Source organism: Rhodobacter sp., assembly GCA_020637515.1.
In the GTDB taxonomy this organism is placed as follows: Bacteria; Pseudomonadota; Alphaproteobacteria; order Rhodobacterales; family Rhodobacteraceae; genus Pararhodobacter.
In genome coordinates this window covers 2,758,159-2,775,992 of record JACKKG010000001.1, presented here as the reverse complement: position 1 = coordinate 2,775,992, position 17,834 = coordinate 2,758,159, and the positions used below count along the sequence as shown (strand labels likewise).

The 17,834-nt window shown below is 68.8% G+C and carries 17 protein-coding genes; 15 read left to right on the top strand and 2 right to left on the bottom strand.

Annotation, left to right across the window (positions count from 1 at the left end; genetic code table 11):
- The first annotated feature begins 55 nt into the window (after nt 1-55).
- The 12 genes from H6900_13615 (at nt 56) to H6900_13560 (ending at nt 11,185) form a co-directional block, all read left to right on the top strand.
- Complete coding sequence (locus tag H6900_13615) at nt 56-625, top strand: cupin domain-containing protein (protein ID MCC0074316.1); 570 nt, start codon at nt 56-58, stop codon at nt 623-625.
- Between the two features lie 101 nt (nt 626-726).
- A complete protein-coding gene (locus H6900_13610) occupies nt 727-1,770 on the top strand; it encodes a Rieske 2Fe-2S domain-containing protein (protein ID MCC0074315.1) in 1,044 nt (347 codons plus the stop codon).
- A complete protein-coding gene (locus H6900_13605; GenBank protein ID MCC0074314.1) occupies nt 1,767-2,507 on the top strand; it encodes an SDR family oxidoreductase in 741 nt (246 codons plus the stop codon). Before H6900_13610 ends, H6900_13605 begins: the two co-directional genes overlap by 4 nt.
- Nucleotides 2,500-3,318, top strand: a complete 819-nt coding sequence (locus H6900_13600) for an alpha/beta hydrolase (protein ID MCC0074313.1) — start codon at nt 2,500-2,502, stop codon at nt 3,316-3,318. The genes H6900_13605 and H6900_13600 overlap by 8 nt, the downstream gene beginning before the upstream one ends.
- On the top strand, nt 3,315-4,235 hold the full coding sequence (locus H6900_13595; protein ID MCC0074312.1) for a VOC family protein: 921 nt from the start codon (nt 3,315-3,317) through the stop codon (nt 4,233-4,235). The genes H6900_13600 and H6900_13595 overlap by 4 nt, the downstream gene beginning before the upstream one ends.
- A complete protein-coding gene (locus H6900_13590; GenBank protein MCC0074311.1) occupies nt 4,232-5,020 on the top strand; it encodes an SDR family oxidoreductase in 789 nt (262 codons plus the stop codon). The genes H6900_13595 and H6900_13590 overlap by 4 nt, the downstream gene beginning before the upstream one ends.
- Before the next feature lie 11 nt (nt 5,021-5,031).
- Nucleotides 5,032-6,702, top strand: coding sequence for a thiamine pyrophosphate-binding protein (locus tag H6900_13585; GenBank protein ID MCC0074310.1), 1,671 nt, complete (start codon nt 5,032-5,034; stop codon nt 6,700-6,702).
- The gene (locus H6900_13580) at nt 6,702-7,514 is read left to right on the top strand and encodes an aspartate dehydrogenase (protein ID MCC0074309.1); all 813 of its coding nucleotides are present in this window, start codon (nt 6,702-6,704) and stop codon (nt 7,512-7,514) included. Before H6900_13585 ends, H6900_13580 begins: the two co-directional genes overlap by 1 nt.
- Complete coding sequence (locus tag H6900_13575) at nt 7,511-8,989, top strand: aldehyde dehydrogenase (GenBank protein MCC0074308.1); 1,479 nt, start codon at nt 7,511-7,513, stop codon at nt 8,987-8,989. The genes H6900_13580 and H6900_13575 overlap by 4 nt, the downstream gene beginning before the upstream one ends.
- Nucleotides 8,989-10,140: an FAD-dependent oxidoreductase gene (locus tag H6900_13570; GenBank protein MCC0074307.1), complete on the top strand. Its 1,152-nt coding sequence runs from the start codon at nt 8,989-8,991 to the stop codon at nt 10,138-10,140. The genes H6900_13575 and H6900_13570 overlap by 1 nt, the downstream gene beginning before the upstream one ends.
- The gene (locus tag H6900_13565; GenBank protein ID MCC0074306.1) at nt 10,140-10,595 is read left to right on the top strand and encodes a flavodoxin domain-containing protein; all 456 of its coding nucleotides are present in this window, start codon (nt 10,140-10,142) and stop codon (nt 10,593-10,595) included. Before H6900_13570 ends, H6900_13565 begins: the two co-directional genes overlap by 1 nt.
- Nucleotides 10,595-11,185 (top strand): pentapeptide repeat-containing protein, encoded by a 591-nt coding sequence (locus H6900_13560; GenBank protein ID MCC0074305.1) that lies wholly within the window; start codon nt 10,595-10,597, stop codon nt 11,183-11,185. The genes H6900_13565 and H6900_13560 overlap by 1 nt, the downstream gene beginning before the upstream one ends.
- On the opposite strand, the gene H6900_13555 is transcribed toward H6900_13560, so the two are convergent.
- Nucleotides 11,170-14,565: an indolepyruvate ferredoxin oxidoreductase family protein gene (locus H6900_13555; GenBank protein ID MCC0074304.1), complete on the bottom strand. Its 3,396-nt coding sequence runs from the start codon at nt 14,563-14,565 to the stop codon at nt 11,170-11,172. The two genes, H6900_13560 and H6900_13555, sit on opposite strands and share 16 nt — an antisense overlap.
- Nucleotides 14,566-14,703: 138 nt before the next feature.
- Between H6900_13555 and H6900_13550 the strand changes: the two genes are divergently transcribed.
- Complete coding sequence (locus H6900_13550; GenBank protein MCC0074303.1) at nt 14,704-15,162, top strand: Lrp/AsnC family transcriptional regulator; 459 nt, start codon at nt 14,704-14,706, stop codon at nt 15,160-15,162.
- 19 nt (nt 15,163-15,181) lie between these two features.
- Here H6900_13550 and H6900_13545 read toward each other — a convergent pair whose 3' ends face one another.
- Nucleotides 15,182-15,739, bottom strand: coding sequence for a hypothetical protein (locus tag H6900_13545; protein MCC0074302.1), 558 nt, complete (start codon nt 15,737-15,739; stop codon nt 15,182-15,184).
- A gap of 51 nt (nt 15,740-15,790) precedes the next feature.
- On the opposite strand from H6900_13545, the gene H6900_13540 reads away from it, so the two are divergent.
- Entirely contained in the window at nt 15,791-16,180 is a 390-nt protein-coding gene (locus H6900_13540; protein MCC0074301.1) for a hypothetical protein, read from the top strand.
- Between the two features lie 146 nt (nt 16,181-16,326).
- Nucleotides 16,327-17,817 carry a fused MFS/spermidine synthase gene (locus H6900_13535; protein ID MCC0074300.1) on the top strand — a complete coding sequence of 497 codons (1,491 nt, stop codon included), beginning with the start codon at nt 16,327-16,329 and terminating at the stop codon, nt 17,815-17,817.
- The last annotated feature ends 17 nt before the right edge of the window (nt 17,818-17,834 follow it).

The following is a 17,834-nucleotide window of genomic DNA, read 5'->3' as shown; positions in this document are numbered from 1 at the left end:
TCGCGGCCAGGCCTGAAAGCCCGCCGCGCCCCCTCCGAAACCGCAGGAGTCACCCATGAGCACCGCTCCCATGAAATTCCCCTCGATCGAACCCGATGACGTGGTCATCCCCGAGGGCAAGACGCTGGAAAGCTGGATCCAGAGCCGCACCGCGACCTATGCGACCCGCACCCTCGACTGGGACGCGCTGAAATTCCAGGCCGATTACGACCCGGTCTATCGGCGCGCGCAGATGCGCTATGTCGGCACTGGCGCGACCGGGGTCGATGCCGACGAAAACGTGGTTCCGGCCGAGCATTTCACCTTTTCCACCATGGTGCTGCCCGCCGGTTGCGAAGGGCCGCTGCACATCCACCGCGACGCCGAGGAGATCTTCTTCATCCTCAAGGGCCACAAGATCCGCTTCTTCATCGAGCACAAGGGCGAGATGGTGGAAACCGTGCTGACCGAACGCGACCTGGTGTCGGTGCCGCCGGGTGTCTATCGCGGTCTGCGCAACGAAGGGATCGAAGAGGCGCTGATGTGCGTCCTGATCGGCAACCCCAAGCCGGTGACGCCCACCTATCCGCCCGAGCATCCTGTCGCCAAGATTCCGCGCCCCAAAGGGTCCAAGGCCGCCGGCTGATCGCAAAGCGAAGGGGCGTGCCGCCCCTTCCGACCCTGGAAAGCCCGCCGGATGGGCAACCGGCCCATCCGCCGCCCGCAACTCTCGCCAGAGGTGTTCCCATGACCGCCCTTCCCGACAAGAAAGCCCTGATCGAAGACCGCGTGAATACCGGCCTGCTGGGCCAGTGGTATCCCGTCGCCAAATCGGTCGAGATCAAATCGACCCGCCCCTATGGCGCCGTCCTTCTGGGCCAGAAACTGGTTCTGTGGCGGTCGGTTGACGGCACGATCAAGTGCATCGAGGATTTTTGCCCCCACCGCGGTGCCCCGCTCAGCTATGGCGAGATCCACGAAGGCAACATCGGATGTCGCTATCACGGCGTCGTCGTCGATGGCGAGGGGGTGGTGGTGCGCGTTCCGGCCATGCCGGAATGCGCGCTCGAGGGGCGCAAGGCGCTGAAATCCTTTCATGTGACCGAACATTCGGACGCGGTTTTCGTCTATGTCCCCTCGGTGACCCAGCCCGAACCGCCCGAACTGGTCATGCCGCCCGAACTGACCGGCGGCGAATGGACCGGGTTCCTGTGCACCTCGGTCTGGGAAGCGAACTACCGCTACGCGCTGGACAACCTCGCCGACCCGATGCACGGCTGCTACCTGCATTCCGAAAGCTTCACTCTGGCCTATGGTTCCAAGCAGGACCTGATGAAGCTGGACAAGACCGAGCACGGGTTCCACATCACCCGCGTGGGGCAGGTCGGCGACAATTTCGACTGGTCGGAATTCGTGGTGCATCCGGGCAACATGTATTGCTTCCTGGACATTCCCTATCCGCCCGCCGCCGGGCCGGGGGGCAACATGCGCATCGTCGGCTTTGCGACGCCGGTCGATGCCACCACCTGCAAGGTCTTCTTCTGGCGGCTGCGCAAGGTGACGGGCCTCGCGGCCTCGAGCTGGCGGTTCCTCTATCGCGCCAAACTGGAAGAGCATCACTGGAACGTCCTGGAACAGGACCGCGTCATGCTCGAGGGGATGCCGGACGACGCGCGCCGCCGCGAGATGCTGTATCAGCACGACGTCGGCGTCAGCCGCATTCGCCAGATCCTGACGCGCGCCGCCAAGGAGCAGATCGAGGCCGAGCAGGCCCAGGTGGCGGCGGAATGACGCTGGCCGGGCGCACCTTGCTGATCACCGGCGCGGCGCGCGGGTTGGGGCGCGAGATCGCCCGCGCCTGTGCCGCCGCGGGCGCCCGGCTGGTGCTGGCCGACATCGACCTGGCCGGGGTTCAGGCGACCGCGGCCGAGGTCGGCGGCCGGGCCGAACCCGTCGATCTGGGCGATCCCGCCGCGATCGAGGCGCTGGCCGCGCGGATCGCCGAGCGCGAGGGCGTGCTGCACGCGCTGGTCAACAACGGTGCCGTCGCGACCGATGTGGGCGGCATGGGATTCGAGGACATCGCGCTCGAACTCTGGGACCGGGTGATGCGGGTCAACGTGCGCGGCACCTGGTTGATGACCCGGGCGGTCGCGCCGCTGCTGCGCGCTTCGGGGTCGGGGCGGGTGGTCAACGTGGCGTCGGATACCGCGCTGTGGGGCGCGCCCAACCTGCTGTCCTATACCGCGTCCAAGGGGGCGGTGATGGCCATGACCCGGTCCCTGGCGCGCGAATTGGGCAAGGACCGCGTCGGGGTGACCTGCGTCGCGCCGGGCATCCTGACCACCGAAAGCACCGACTATGTCCCCGAGGCCCGGCACCGTCTCTATGCCGAGGGCCGGGCCGTTCCCGGCCCCCAGGCCGCGGACGAGATCACGGGCACCATCGTCTTCCTCGCCTCGGAGGCGGCGCTGACGTTGACCGGCCAGGTGTTGCCGGTGAACAACGGGTTCGTGTTCAATGGCTGACTGGCGCGATCAGCACACCGGCGGCATCGCCTGGCGCGAGCGCCCCGGGGCCGGGCCGGTGCTGGTGTGTCTGCATGGCATCGGCTCGCGCGCGGCGGGTTGGCAGGCCTTGGCCACGCATTTGCCCGGCTGGCGGTTGATTGCCTGGGATGCACCGGGCTACGGCGCCTCGGCCCCGCTGGCGCAGGATTGGCCCGTCGCGCGGGACTACGCCGCCGCGCTGGAACGCCTGACAAATGCTCTTGAATTGTCAGACTTTCATTGTGTCGGGCACTCCCTCGGCACGCTGATCGCCGCATCTTATGCACGAAATTATCCACAGGCGCTGAAAAGCCTGACATTGGTGTCCTGCGCGCAAGGGGGCGGCGTGAGCCCGGGGGAAACCCTGGCGTCGCGTCACCAGGCACGGATCGATGATCTTCAAGCTCTTGGTCCGGTTGAATTTTCGAAATCCCGCGCGCCGCGCCTGATCCACCGACCCGAGGCGAATCCCGCCCTGGTTGCGGCGGTCGAGGCGTCGATGAAGAGCGTGACCCTTCCGGGTTATGCACAGGCCATGCGGATGCTGGCCTCGGGCGATTTGGCGGCCGATTGCGCAAGCCTGTCCACAGCCACGGCTGTCATCGTCGGCGCCGAGGATATCGTCACCCCGCCCGAACAGTCCCGGCGCGCCCATGCCGCCCTGCCGAACCCCGCGGGGCTGACCCTGGTGCCCGACTGTGGCCACGCGCTGCCGTTGCAGGCGCCCAGGGCGCTGGCCGAAACCCTTCTCGCGCAGGCTGCCTGCGCCCCGACAGGAGCAATCCGATGAGCGACCATCTTGTGGGTGCCCTGCGTGGCATCGTCATGCGCGCGCCCGGCATCACGGCCACCAAAGCGTTCTATACCGACAGCTGGGGTCTTGACCTGGCAGCCGAGGAACCCGGCACCGTCTGGCTGCGCGGCACCGGCACGAACGCCTTTCTCTATGGCCTGAAGGACGGGCCGGTCTATGGCATCGACCATGTCGATTTCGCCATGGACGACCGCGACCAGGTCGCGCGCCTGCACGCCCATGCGACCGCCGAGGGCGCCACCGTGCTGGGCGCGCCCGCCGCCTTTGACGACTGGGTCGGTGGCTGGGGGTTCGAGATCCTCGATCCCGACCATCGCCGTCTGCGATTCCGCGCCGAGGCCCGCAGCCTGCCCGAGGCCCCGCACTGGGCGCGCCCGCGCAAGGTCAGCCATGTGGTGCTGAACACCGCCGACATGGAGGGGCTCGAAGCCTGGTATATTCGCTCGCTGGGCTTTCGCGTGTCCGACTACAGCGCCGATCAGATGGTGTTCCTGCGCTGTGCCTCGGACCACCATTCGATCGCGCTGGTGCGCGGCCATTATGCCAGCGTGAACCATGTCGCGTTCGAGCTGCCGTCGATCAATGAATTCATGCGCTCGATCGGGCGGATGCGCGAAAAGGGCATCGTGCCCACCTGGGGGCCGGGCCGTCACGGGCCGGGCAACAACCCGTTTGCCTATTTCGTCTCGCCTTCGGGGTTCTGCATCGAGTTCACCAGCGAGTTGCAGCAGATCGACGAGGCCACGCATCAGGCCCAGGTCTGGCCGCGGGACGTGCCGGAAAAGATGGATCAGTGGATGACGGCCGGGGCGCCGACGACAGCGCAACGCACCGTGATGCAGGGCCGCCCCGATCCGGGCTTTCCCGAACTTGCGAAAGGGGCAAAGGCATGAAACCGCCCTATGAGGGACAGGTCGCGGTGGTGACGGGCGGCAGCTCGGGCATCGGGCTGGCGACGGTGCGGCTGCTGCTCGAGCAGGGGGCCTCGGTCGCGTTCTGCGCGCGCGGCGAGGGGCGTCTGATGGACGTGGCGGCGGTTCTGGTCCGCGACTTTGGCGCCGACCGGGTGCTGGCGCAGGCCGTGAACGTGCTGGACGCGGCCAGCGTCAACGCCTTTGCCGCCGCGGTCGAGGCACGCTTTGGCGGCTGCGACCTGCTGGTCAACAACGCCGGTCAGGGCCGGGTCAGCACCTTTGCCGACACCTCGGACGACGATTGGCGCGCCGAATACGAGTTGAAGCTGTTCAGCCAGATCAACCCGACGCGCGCCTTCCTGCCGATGCTGCGCGCCGCCCGGGGGGCCATCATCGCGGTGAATTCCCTGCTGGCGACCCAGCCGGAACCGCACATGGTCTGCACCGCGTCGGCCCGCGCGGGCGTGCAGAACCTGTTGAAATCCCTCAGCATCGAGCTGGCACCCGAGGTGCGGGTCAATTCGATCCTGCTGGGGCTTGTCAGTTCGGGCCAATGGACCCGCCGCTTTGCCGCCCGCGCCGACCAGTCGGTCAGCCGCGAGGAATGGTATGGCGATCTCGCCCGATCCAAAGGTATTCCGCTGGGCCGTCTGGGCGATCCGGCAGAAGCCGCCGCCGCCATCGCCTTTCTGGGCTCGCGGGCGGCCAGCTACATCACTGGCGCCCAGCTCGAGGTTTCGGGCGGGCTGTCGCGTCACATCTGAGGGGGGAAGCGATGAAAATGGACACCAGCGTGACGGTCGAGACCGTCGGCGAATTCATCGCCCGCTATCTGGCCGAGATCGGCACCGAGGTCATGTTCGGCGTGATCTCGATCCACAACATGCCGATCCTGGACGCCGTGGCGCGCCAGGGGCGCATCCGCTTCGTTCCCGCCCGGGGCGAGGCCGGGGCGATGAACATGGCCGACGCCTATGCGCGGGTGTCGGGCAAGATGGGGGTGGTCCTGACCTCGACGGGAACGGCGGCGGGCAACGCGGCCGGCGCCCAGGTCGAGGCCCTGACCGCCGGCACGCCGCTGTTGCACATCACCTCGACCGTGGATCTGGCCTTTGCCGACCGCGACCGTGCGCCGATCCACGATGTGCCGCGCCAGCACGAGATGCTCAAGGGCATCTCGAAGACCTATGTGCGGATGTGGAGCGCGGGCGGCGCCATCGGCGCGCTGACGGCGGCGGTTTCGGCGGCGGTTTCGGCCCCGGCCGGCCCGGTGGCGCTGGAAATCCCGGTGGACGTGCAGCGCGCCCGGATGGAGGGGGCGGCCCCGGTGTTCGCGCCGGAACCGCAGCGGCCCCGGGCCTCGGACGCGGCGCTGGACGCGCTGGCGGCGATGGTGCTGAAGGCCCGGCGCCCGATCCTCTGGCTGGGCGGGGGGGCGCGCGGCGCCTGCGCCGAGGCGCGCGAACTGGTCGCGCGCGGGTTCGCCTGTGTCACCTCGACCCAGGGACGCGGCATCGTGCCCGAGGATCACCCGGCCAATCTGGGGGCCTTCAACATGACCCCCGAGGCGCAGGCGCTGTATGCGCGTTCGGATTTCATGCTGGTCGTCGGCTCGCGCCTCAGGGGCAACGAGACGCTGAACAACGCCATGCGCCTGCCGCGGCCGCTGGCCCAGATCGACGCCGAACCCAGCCAGGGCGGGCGCAACTATCCGGTGGACCTGTTCGCCCACGGCGATGCCGCCGAAACCCTGCGCCGCCTGCTGGATCGTCTGCCCGCCCGGCTCGAGGTGGACCCGAACCTGGCCTTTGACGTGGCCACCGCGCGCGCCCAGTCCGAAGGCGCGCTGCGCAGCCGGCTGGGCCCCTACGAGGCGCTGGCCGAAACCCTGTGCGAGCGCGTGGCCGAGGGGCGGCACCCCTGGGTGCGCGACGTGACGATCTCGAACTCGACCTTTGGCAACCGCTATGTGCGGGTCGCCGAACCGCATCTGGGCGTGCACGCGCTGGGGGGCGGCATCGGGCAGGGGGTGGCGATGGGAATCGGCGCGGCCCTCGCGTCGGACCGCAAGGCCATCGTGCTGCTGGGCGATGGGGGCACGCAACTGGGCATCGCCGAGATGATCACCGCGGTCGAGGAACAGGCCCCGCTGGTCTATGTGCTGATGAACGACAAGGCTTATGGCGTCATCCGCAACATCCAGGACGCCCAATACGACAGCCGGTATCACTATTCCGCGCTGCACACGCCTGATTTCGGGGCGCATTGTGCCTCGATCGGGCTGGCGCATCGCAAGGTCGCCGCGATCGCCGATTTCGCCGCCACGCTGGACGCGGCGCTGGCCGAACCCGGCCCCGTGCTGATCGAGGTGGACATGCTGGCCATCGGTCCCTTTGCCGAAAGCTTCGCCGGACCGCCGGCGGGCGCCGCGGGAAAGGTGGCGTGATGCATCTGGGTCTCATTGGATATGGCAACATCGCCCGCACGCTGATGGGGGTCCTGGCGCGCGAAAACGCCGCCATCTCGCGCGTCAGCGTGGTGTCCCTGCCCGAATTCGCCGACGCGACCCGCACCGCCCTGGCGCAGGATTTCGCTGGCGAAAGCGCGGTTTACACGGATTCGGCGCCACTGATCCAGGCGCGGCCCGACCTGGTGGTCGAATGCGCGGGCCACGCCGCCGTGCAAGCCCATGCCACCGCCGTGCTGCGCGCCGGGATCGAGGTTCTGATCGTCTCGATCGGGGCGCTGGCGGACGCGGCGCTGCTCGATGCGGTGGAACGGGCCGCGGCCGAGGGCGGCACGCGCATCACCTTGCCCGCGGGCGCCATCGGCGGGGTCGATATCCTGTCGGCGTTGCGCCCCTCGGGGATCGAAAGCGTCACCTATTCGGGCCGCAAGCCGCCCATGGCCTGGTCGGGCACCCCGGCCGAGGATCTTCTGGACCTGCCCGCGCTGACCCGTGAAGCGGTCTTTTTCACCGGCAACGCCCGGGATGCGGCCACGCAATACCCCAAGAATGCCAATGTCGCCGCGACCCTGGCGCTGGCCGGTCTGGGGTTCGAGGCGACGCAGGTGCGCCTGATCGCCGACCCCGAGGTGACCAGGAACATCCACGAATACACCGTCCGCGCCGGCGCCGCGAACTATACCATCCGGATCGAGGGGAACCCCTCGCCGGACAATCCCAAGACCTCGGTGACGACCGTTTATTCCGTCGCGCGCGCGGTCCTGAACCGAACCCGCAAGGTGGCGATATGACCGAACTTCCGGACGGGCGCCTGTTTCTGGCCGGCCAGTGGGTGGCGGGCGAGGGCGATGAAATCACATCTGTTTTTCCCGCCGATGGCGATGTGAACCGGGTGCTCGCGGGCGCCAGCGCGGCGCAGGTCGATACCGCGATCGAAGCCGGCGCGCGGGCCCAGGCCGACCCCGCCTGGCGCGCCCTGCGTCCGCACGAGCGCGCGCGGCTGCTGACCCGCATCGCCGACGGGATCGAGGCCAACATCCAGCGCATCAGCCAGATCCAGAGCCGCGACACGGGCAAGACCCTGCGCGAGACGGCGGCGCTGGCGGGCTCGGCGGCGGGAACCTTCCGCTACATGGCCGCCGCGCTGGAAACGCTGGACGACACGATGACCGTGCCGCGCGGCGACTATCTGACGCTGTCGGTGCACGAGCCCCTGGGCGTCGTCGGCGCGATCACGCCCTGGAACTCGCCCATCGCCTCGGACGCCCAGAAGGTGGCGCCGGCGCTGGCGGCGGGCAACGCGGTGGTGCTGAAACCGGCAAGCTGGTCGCCCCTGACGGCGCTGGAGCTTGCGCGCATCATCGACGCGGCCGGGCTGCCCAAGGGATTGTTCTCGGTGCTGCCCGGATCGGGGCGCGCGGTCGGCAACCGGCTGGTCGCGCATCCCCTGGTGCGCAAGATCAGCTTCACCGGCGGCACCACGACCGGGCGCGGCATCGCCGCGCAGGCGGCGGCAAAGCTGATGCCGGTGTCGCTGGAACTGGGCGGGAAATCCCCGACCATCGTGTTCGCCGACGCCGATCTGGACCTTGCCGTCGCGGGGGTTCTTTACGGGATCTTCAGCTCGACCGGGCAAAGCTGCATCGCCGGCTCGCGGCTGTTCGTGCAGCGCGCGGTGTTCGACGATTTCGTCGCCCGGCTGGTCGCGGCGACCCGGCGGCTGGTGGTGGGCCACCCGTTCGACGCGGACACGCAGGTCGCGCCGCTGATCCATCACGACCACCGCGACGCGGTCGCCGGTCACGTCGCCCGTGCCCTGGCTGACGGCGCCGAGGTCCTGTGTGGCGGCGCCCCCCCCGAGGGCGCGGAGTTCGAAAAGGGCAGCTACTATCTGCCGACGATCCTGGCGGGCCTGCCCAACACCGCCGCGCTCTGCCGCGACGAGGTTTTCGGCCCGGTTCTGGCCGTGTTGCCCTTTGACGACGAGGCGGACGTGATCGCCCAATCCGAGGACAACGCCTATGGCCTGGCCTGCGGGATCTGGACGCGGGATTTTCCCCGCGCGTATCGCGTCGCGCGCGCGATCACCACGGGCACGGTGTGGATCAACACCTACAAGCAATTCTCGATCTCGACCCCGTTCGGCGGCGAAAAGGACGCCGGGCTGGGCCGCGAGAAAGGGCGCGAGGGGATCCGCGCCTACATGGCGCAAAAGTCGCTCTACGTCGATCTGACCGGGCGCCCGCACCCCTGGGCGAGGCTGTGATGCCCCGCGTCGCGATCATCGGGGCCGGCCCCTCGGGCTGCTATGTCGCCCAGGCGCTGGCGAAATCGCGCCCGGATGCCGAAATCACGATTTTCGATGCCTTGCCAGTGCCTTATGGCCTGATCCGCTACGGCGTGGCGGCGGATCATCAGGGAACGAAAAGCGTCATCCGGCAGTTCGAACGGCTGTTCGAACGCCAGGGTATCGGCTTTGCGGGCCATGTCACGCTGGGCCGCGACGTGACGCTTGAGGCGCTGCGCGATGCCTATGACGCGGTGGTTCTGGCGACCGGTCTGTCGCAGGACCGCGGGTTGGGCATCGCGGGGCAGGACCTGCCCGGTGTCTTTGGTTCGGGTGCCGTGACACGCGCCTGGAACGGCTTTCCGGGCGAACCGGTTCCGCAGATCGGTCGCCGCGTGGTGGTCATCGGCAACGGCAATGTCGCGGTGGACCTGGTGCGGATCCTGGCCAAGCGGCCAGACGAGTTCCACGGTTCGGACATGGCGCTGGACCCGGGCGCCGGGGTCGAGGAGATCACCATCGTCGGCCGTTCGCGCGCCGAAGCGGCCAAGTTCGATCCGGTGATGCTGAAGGAACTCGGCCGGCTTGAAAGCTGTGCGATCGCGGTGCGCGACCTGACGGGCGAGGGCAAGATCGTCGAGGCCCTGCAAGCGATCGACGGCCACGCCCCGGAGGGCGCGCGCAAGCGGTTGACCTTCCGCTTTGGCCTGGTTCCGACGCGCATTCTGGGCAGCGACCGGGTCGAGGGCGTCGCCTTTGCCGATGGCACCTCCCTGGAGGCCGACACGGTTCTGACCGCGATCGGCTTCGATGGTGCGCCAGGCTGGGCCCCGTCCGAAGACGGCGTGCTGGGGCCGGGACTCTATGCTGTCGGCTGGGTGCGGCGTGGCCCGCGCGGCACGATCCCCGAGAACCGCGCCGACGCCCAGACGATTGCCGCCCGGATCGCCGCCGACTTGCCGCAGGGACCGGGTCGGCCTGGCCTGGTGCTTGCGGGCGCCACCGATTACGCCGGTTGGCTGCGCATCGACGCCGCCGAACGCGCCGCCGCGCCCGAGGGCCGGGTGCGCGCCAAGATGACAGATCTTGCGGGGATGCTGCGCCTCGCACGCCAGACGGGAGAACACTGATGCAGATCGCCATTCTCTATGGAACCGAAACCGGCAATGCCGAAATGCTGGCCGAGGACATCGCCGCGCATCTGTCCGACCACGATGTCACGGTGACCAACCTGTGCGATTTCGCGCCCGCATCGTTTGACACGGGCACGCTGTATCTGATCGTCACCTCGACCTATGGCGACGGCGAATTGCCGGCCTCGGCCCAACCGTTCGGCGCGGCGATGGCCGCGCAGGCGCCGGATCTTGCGGGCGTGCAGTTCGCGGTGTTCGGCATGGGCGACAGCGAATACCCCGAGACGTTCAATTTCGGCGGCAAACGCCTGGAAGAGATGATGTTGGCCGCCGGCGCGACCTTGCTGGGCGCGCGCGTCACGCATGACGCCTCGGGAGACGACATGGCCGACGATCTGGCCTATCCCTGGGCCGAGGCGGTGATCGCGCTGGCCGAACCGGCGCTGGCGTGATGCGGGCCGCCGAGATCCGCGCCGCGCTCGGACGCCCCTGGGTCCACGGCCAGGCCGAGGACCTGCGCGGCCTGACGGTGGACGAACCCCTGGACCTGAGCGGACTGACCCTGCGCGGGGCGGATTTCACGGGCACCCGATTCCGCGCGCCGGTGTGCGCACGCGGTGCCCGGTTCGAGGGTTTGAGCTGGTTCTCGAATTGTCACTTTGCGGGGGCCGATTTTTCGGGCGCGCTGTTCGTCAACGACGCGCGCTTCGACGGCGCGCGCTTTGACGACGCCACCGCGTTCCGGGGCGCCGAGTTCCGCGGCATCGCCCGATTCGACGCGGCGCTCCTGCCGGCCGGCGATTTCCGCGACCTCATCTGCTTTGGCAACGCGGACTTTGCGCGGGTCCAGGGGGGCGCCGTGGATTTCACCGGGTCCGAGTTTCTGGGCGGCTTCTGGGCCCAGTCCGCCGCCTTTGCCAGCGCGGCGCGGTTCGACGACACGCAGGTGCACGGCCGGCTGTGGCTGCGCGGGGCCCGACGCGGCAACCACCCGCTGGCGGCGCGCGATTTCGGGCTGGTGTTCGGCTACACCTGGGTCTGATCGCGCAGCAGCGCCGCCACCTCGACCTGGACCCGTTCGACGGCCGCCCGCTTGACCGGACCAAAGCCGCGCATCCCCATTGGCGCCTGCAACACGCGCAGCGCGTCGTTGCGCCGGTCGCTCCTTGCCAGCGTGGCGGCCTGGCCGATGACCCCCTCGAACCAGGGGATCAGATCGCGTTCCATGCGCCGCTCGGCGGTATGCCCGAACGGGTCCAGAACCGTGCCCCTGAGCCCCTTCATCCGCGACAGAAGGGCAAAGGCAGGTCCCATAGCCCAGCCCGGGAAGCGGCGTTTGCGCGGCCGCCCGCGCCCGTCGCGCCCGGGCAGCAGGGGCGGGGCCAAGTGGTAGGTCAGGCGCGCGTCGGGTCCGAAATCCCGCGCGATCCGCGCGGCAAAGGCGGGATCGCGGTGCAGGCGCGCGACCTCGTATTCGTCCTTGTAGGCCATCAGTTTGAACAGGCTGTTTGCGGCGGCGCGGGTCAGATCGGCGTCGCCCAGAACCGGGGTCAGGGCATTGCGGAACCGCGTGGCAAGGGCTGCGTTCTGATAGGCCGTCAGCGCCGCCGCGCGGCGTTCGACCAGCGCGTCGGCGGATTCGACGGGGGCGGGCTTTTCGGCGAAGACCGCCGGGTCCGCCGCCGCGAGCCTGCCCAGCGCAAAGGCCCGCCGGTTCGCCGCGACCGCGACCGCGTTCAGGTCGATCGCGCGGTGCAAGGCGTCGAGCCCTACGGGGACCAGGCCCGACTGCCACGCGAAACCCAGCATCATCATGTTGGCAAAGACGGTGTCGCCCAGCAACCCCTCGGCCAGGCGGCCGGCGTCCAGCGTGCCCAGTTGGCCGACCGCGCCCGAGAGCGCCGCGACCCGGTCCGGAACCCGCAGCGAGGCGTCGCGATCGAGCACGATGTCGCCGGTCGGCATCTCGGCCAGGTTCACCACCGCGCGGGTCGCGGGCGACAGGCAGGCCGAGGCCTTGGGCGAACTGGACACGACGATGTCGCAGCCGATCAGCGCATCGGCCGAGGCCGCGTCGATGCGCACCTGCGTCAGATCGGCGGGCCGGGCGGCGATTCGCAGATAGCTGAGAACCGGGCCGAATTTCTGCGCGAATCCGGTGAAATCCAGGACCGAGACGCCGCGCCCTTCCAGATGCGCGGCCATCGCGGCGATCTGGCCCACGGTGACGACGCCGGTGCCGCCGACGCCGGTGACCAACAGATCCCAGACCGACCGGGCGGGCAGATCGGGCAGCGGAAGGCTGGCCAGCGCCGCGTCCAGGTCGGGGCGGGCGTCGGGCGCGGGTTTGCGGCGCGCGGCCCCCGCGACGGTGACGAACGAGGGGCAGAACCCGTCCAGGCAGGACAGGTCGCTGTTGCAGGTGGACAGGTTGATGCGCCGCTTGGGGCCCAGGTCGGTCTCGACCGGTTCCACCGACAGGCAGTTCGACGCGACCGAGCAATCGCCGCAACCCTCGCACACGGCCGGGTTGATGATCGGCACGCGGGGCGCCGGCGGCAGGGTGCCACGTTTGCGCCGGCGGCGTTTTTCGGTGGCGCAGGTCTGTTCGTAGATCAGCACCGAGACGCCCTCGACCCCGCGCAGGTCCCGCTGCACGGCGTCCATTTCGGCGCGGTCGTGGAAACGGGTCCCGGCGGGGAAATCGGCGCGGCGGAACTTGTCGATGGCGTCGGACACCAGGGCGATGTGCTGCACGCCCTCGGCCCGGCACACGGCGGCGATCGCCTGCACGCTCACTGGCCCGTCCACGGGCTGCCCGCCGGTCATCGCCACCGCGTCGTTATACAGGATCTTGTAGGTGATATTCGCCCCGGCAGCGATCGCCTGACGGATCGCCATCGACCCCGAATGATACCACGTCCCCTCGCCAAGGTTCTGAAACACATGGGGTTTCCCGGTGAACCGGCTCGCGGCCGCATGGTTCACCCCTTCGCCCCCCATCTGGATCAGCGAGGTCGTCTCGCGGTTCATCCAACTGGCCATGAAATGGCACCCGATCCCCGCCAGGGCGCGCGACCCCTCGGGCACCCGGGTCGAGGTGTTGTGCGGACAGCCCGAGCAGAAATACGGCGTGCGGGTCGCACCCGGGACCTGCAACAGGCGCGGCGCCTGCGCCAGCAGCGCCCGGGCCCGGGCCGGAAAGTCCTGATCGGGGAACAGCCGGTGAAGCCGCCGCGCGATCAGCGGCAGCAGCAGACGCGGCGACAGCTCGCCGGTCCAGGGCACCAGTCGCTGCCCGGTCTCGTCGGTCTTGCCGACCATGTGGTGCGGTTTCTGGCCGTCCCAGTCGTAGAAATACTCCTTCAACTGGCTCTCGATGATGCCGCGCTTTTCCTCGATCACCATGACCTCGTCCTTGCCCTCGACAAAGCGCAGGGCGTCGCGGCGGGCCAGCGGCCAGACCATGCCGACCTTGTAGAGGTCGATCCCCAGCCGTGCGCAGGCGTCCCGGTCGAGACCCAGCAACCGCAGGGCCTCGATCAGGTCGAGATGCGCCTTGCCGGTGGTGACAAAGCCGAATCGCGCGTTCGTCAGGGCGTATTCGGCGCGGTCGATGGGGTTGGCCTCGGCAAAGGCCTGGATGGCGCGGGTCTTGGCCTGCATCCGGTCCTCGATCTGGAAACCGGGCAGGTCGGGCCAGCGGTAGTGCAGGCCGTCGGCATGGCGGGGCAGGTCGGGCGCGCGAAACACGCGGTCGGCGGGCAGGTCCACCGACATCGCGCTTTCGACGACGTCCGAGACGGCCTTGAATCCCACCCACAGCCCCGTTGCGCGCGACGCGGCGAAACCCCATTCGCCGAACGGCAGGAACTCGGCCACCGAGGCGGGGTTCAGCACGGGCATGAACCAGGCCATGAACGCCACGTCCGATTGATGCGGCATCGAGGAACTGACGCAGCCGTGGTCATCACCCGCCACCACCAGCACGCCGCCATGCGGGCTTGAGCCATAGGCATTGCCGTGCTTCAGCGCGTCGCCCGCGCGGTCCACGCCCGGGCCCTTGCCATACCACAGCCCGAACACGCCCCGCACCTGCGCCGCCGGGTCGGATTCGACCTGCTGAGAGCCGAGGATGGCGGTCGCGGCGAGGTCCTCGTTCACGGCCGGCAGAAACGTGACGCGGGCGTCCTGCAGGCGGGACTTCTGGCGCCACAGCTCCAGGTCCACCCCGCCCAGCGGCGAGCCGCGATAGCCGCTGACCAGCCCGGCGGTGTCCAGCCCCGCCTCGTGGTCGCGCCGCGCCTGGTCCAGAACCACCCGCACCAGCGCCTGCGTGCCGGTCAGAAAGACTCGGCCCGTGCGGCGGGTATAGCGGTCGTCCAGGCCGTAATCGTCGAGGGCGGGGGTATGGGCGGTCATGGCGGGCCTCCTGTTCGTCGCACGATAGCGCCGCCGGGGTGAAAAGCGGTGTCAAAGACACCGCTTTCTCTTGTCGTTTTTGAAAGGATGAACCAACATGTTGGCCAACTTGGCAAAGATTGACCGAAAGAGCGCCTCATGTTGGAAGATCAGGATTGGAAGTTGCTGAGTCTGTTGCAACAGGATGCCCGGCTGTCCAACCAGGAACTGGCGGATCGGGTGGGGATGTCGGCTTCGTCCTGCTGGCGGCGCGTGCGCGCGCTCGAGGATGCCGGCGTCATCCGCGCCTATCGGGCCGACCTGGACGCGGCGCGCGCCGGGCTGGGGTTTCACGCGATCCTGCATCTGACCCTGACGCGCCATTCGCGCGAGATCGTCGAACGGTTCACCGCCGAGGTGATGCGCCATGACGAGGTGCTGGATTGCTATGCCACGACCGGCGCGATGGACTATCACCTGCGGGTCCTGTGCCGCGATCTTGACGCCTTCAACGCCTTCATGGAACGCACGCTTTTCCGGCTGGAGGGGATCGCGCAGGTGCAGACCCATCTGGTGCTCAGGCATGTGAAAAGCCGGGGCAATCTGCCCCGGCCCTGAACACTCGCGGATCGTCGGCTCAGAAAAAGGCGAAGTGGTGCCCGTGGCCGTGACCGTGGTCGCCCGAGTCGTCGTCGTTGTGATCGTCGCGCGCGGCGTGGTCCTCGGTGTCGTGGCGACCGAACTTGAACAGCCCGCCGCACGACTGGTCCCCGTGCCCGCTGTCGCCGTGGCCCTTTTCGTCGTGGTCATGGCCGCCATGGTCGCGGTCGCCGTCGGCATCGTCGTCGCCGGTGTGGTCGGTCGTCTGATCGTCGTTCGCGCCGCCGTTGCCCGAGGGATCGCCCTGGCTGGGGTCGTGGTCGGTGAAGGTGCCGTCCGTGTCCTTGTAGAGCACCTTGATGACCTGGTGCTGGTCGTTTTCGACCACCACCTTCATCACCTCCTTGCACGAATCGAGGCTGTTGCCGCGCGCGGCGTATTCCTCTTCGGCGGCGGCGATGTAGTCGTTCAGATTCGACGGGTCCTGCACATCGTCCGCATAAACCCGCAGGTAATCGTCATAGGTGTCGTTGCTGGGGTCGTTCTCGATCACCATGATCGCGACATGGGCGTTCTCGGGGATCGAGATGTCCACGCCGTTCGCCGCGCCGTTGCAGGTGCCGTCGCCGCAGTCCTGCCCGTCACCATGGCCGCCACCATGGCCGCCATCATGGCCGTCGTGACCGTCAGAATGACCGCCATGATTGTCATCGTCGCCATGCCCATGCTGGTCCCCATGCCCGCTGTGATCGCCCTTGTGATCGTCGTGCCGGTCGTCGCGGTCGCCGTCGCGCCCGCCTTTGTGGCCGCGGTCGTCGTCGTCGCGCCCCCAGGCATCGTGGCCGCCGCGCCCGCCGGCCATGGTTTCGAAGACCGTCCTGCAGGCGCTCCCGAAGCTTTGCAATCCACCGAAATTGAACATCTGTCACATCTCCTGGCTGGTCGCCCCGCGCAGAAGTCTACAGTCCACACGGTCACGAAAATCTTGTCGGATGCCATAATGTTGCCACAGTTCCGCCAAAAAAGTAACATGTAAACAATGTGTTGACGTCCCCGATCCATGCAAGGACCGTTTCCTGGACCGCGCCAATTCCGCTGTCTCGGCCTCGGCGATTGCGTTTTCGCGCGCCGCGTGGCTAAGGTTGTTCGCGCAGGGTCAACAATCCGGTAAACGAGGGGCGAATGCATCGACTTTGGGTCCTGGTCGCGGTCCAGGCCGCAATTTCCGCCGCCAGTCTGGTCGTCGAGATCGTGGCCGGACGGATGCTGGCGCCTTATGTCGGGATGTCGCTGTATACCTGGACCTCGGTCATCGCGGTGGTGCTGGCCGGGTTTTCGGCCGGGCATTGGGTGGGCGGACGCCTGGCCGAGCGCCCGCCCGCCGCGGCACTGCGGGCCAATGGCTGGGCCTTGCTGGCGGCGGCGGCGGCGACGGCGGGTGCGGTGTTTGCGTTGCGTGGCACGGCGGGTCCGGTGATCGCGGCCTTGCCCGATCCGGTCGCGGCGATCGTCGTGCTGAGTGCGCTGGTGTTCTTCCTGCCCTCGTTCTTTGCCGGGGTGCCCGCGCCGATCCTGTCGATGATCGCGGTCGCCAGCGCCCCCGCGCGCAAGGGCCGGGCGCTGGGGGCGATGTTTGCGGCCGGTGCCTGGGGGGCGATCCTGGGCACGCTGGCGGCGGGGTTCGTCTTTATCTCGTGGCTGGGATCGGTGGGCACGCTGGCCACGGTCGCGGCGGTCTATGCGGCGCTGGGGATCGCCTCGCTGGCGTCGGCGGGCGGGTTCAAGGGGGCGGGGCAGGGCGCGTTGGCGGCGATGGTGGTGCTGGCGCTGGCGGCGGGCGGGCTGACCCGTCCCGATCCCTGCACGGTCGAGAGCGACTATTTCTGCATCCGCGTGATCGCCGACGACAGCGGCCCCGAGGTGGCGCGGCTGATGGTGCTGGACCATCTGGTGCACGGCATCGCCAGCCCCGATCCCGCCCGGCTGCTGACCGCGCACGCGATGATGCTGTCGGCGCTGCCTGCCATGCGGATGCAGGGCCGGCCGGACTGGAGCGCCTTTCTGATCGGCGGCGGCACCTATTCGGTGCCGCGCGCCTGGCATGCCGCGGGCACGCCGGTGCGCGTGACGGTGGCCGAACTCGATCCCGCGGTGACCGAGGCCGCGCGGCGCTGGTTCTGGTATGAACCGGGCCAGGACCGCATCCTGAACGCCGACGCGCGCCAGGTGCTGGCCGGCGATCCGGCGCGTTATGACGTGATCCTGGGCGATGCCTTTGGCGACATCGCGGTGCCGCAACACCTGATCACGCGCGAATTCTTTGCCCTGGTGCACGACCGGTTGAACCCGGGCGGGGTCTATCTGATGAACGTGATCGACCACATGGACCGGCTTCAGGTGCTGGCCTCGGTCGTGGCGACGGCGCGGCAGGTCTGGCCCTCGGTCGAGGTCTGGACCGATCCCGCCCATGACCCCGCCGAAACCCGGCGGGTCTTTATCCTGGTCGCTGGCGAAACCCCGTCCGGCCGCACGCGCATCACCAACGCCTCGGGCGATGCGATCCGCATTGCGGCGCCGTCGGTGCAGGCCCTTGTCGAGGGGCGCGATCCGGTGATCTTCACCGACGATTACGCCCCCATCGACCGCCTGCTGGGCGACCGGGGCGAAGGCTGAGACCGGCCGACCACCTC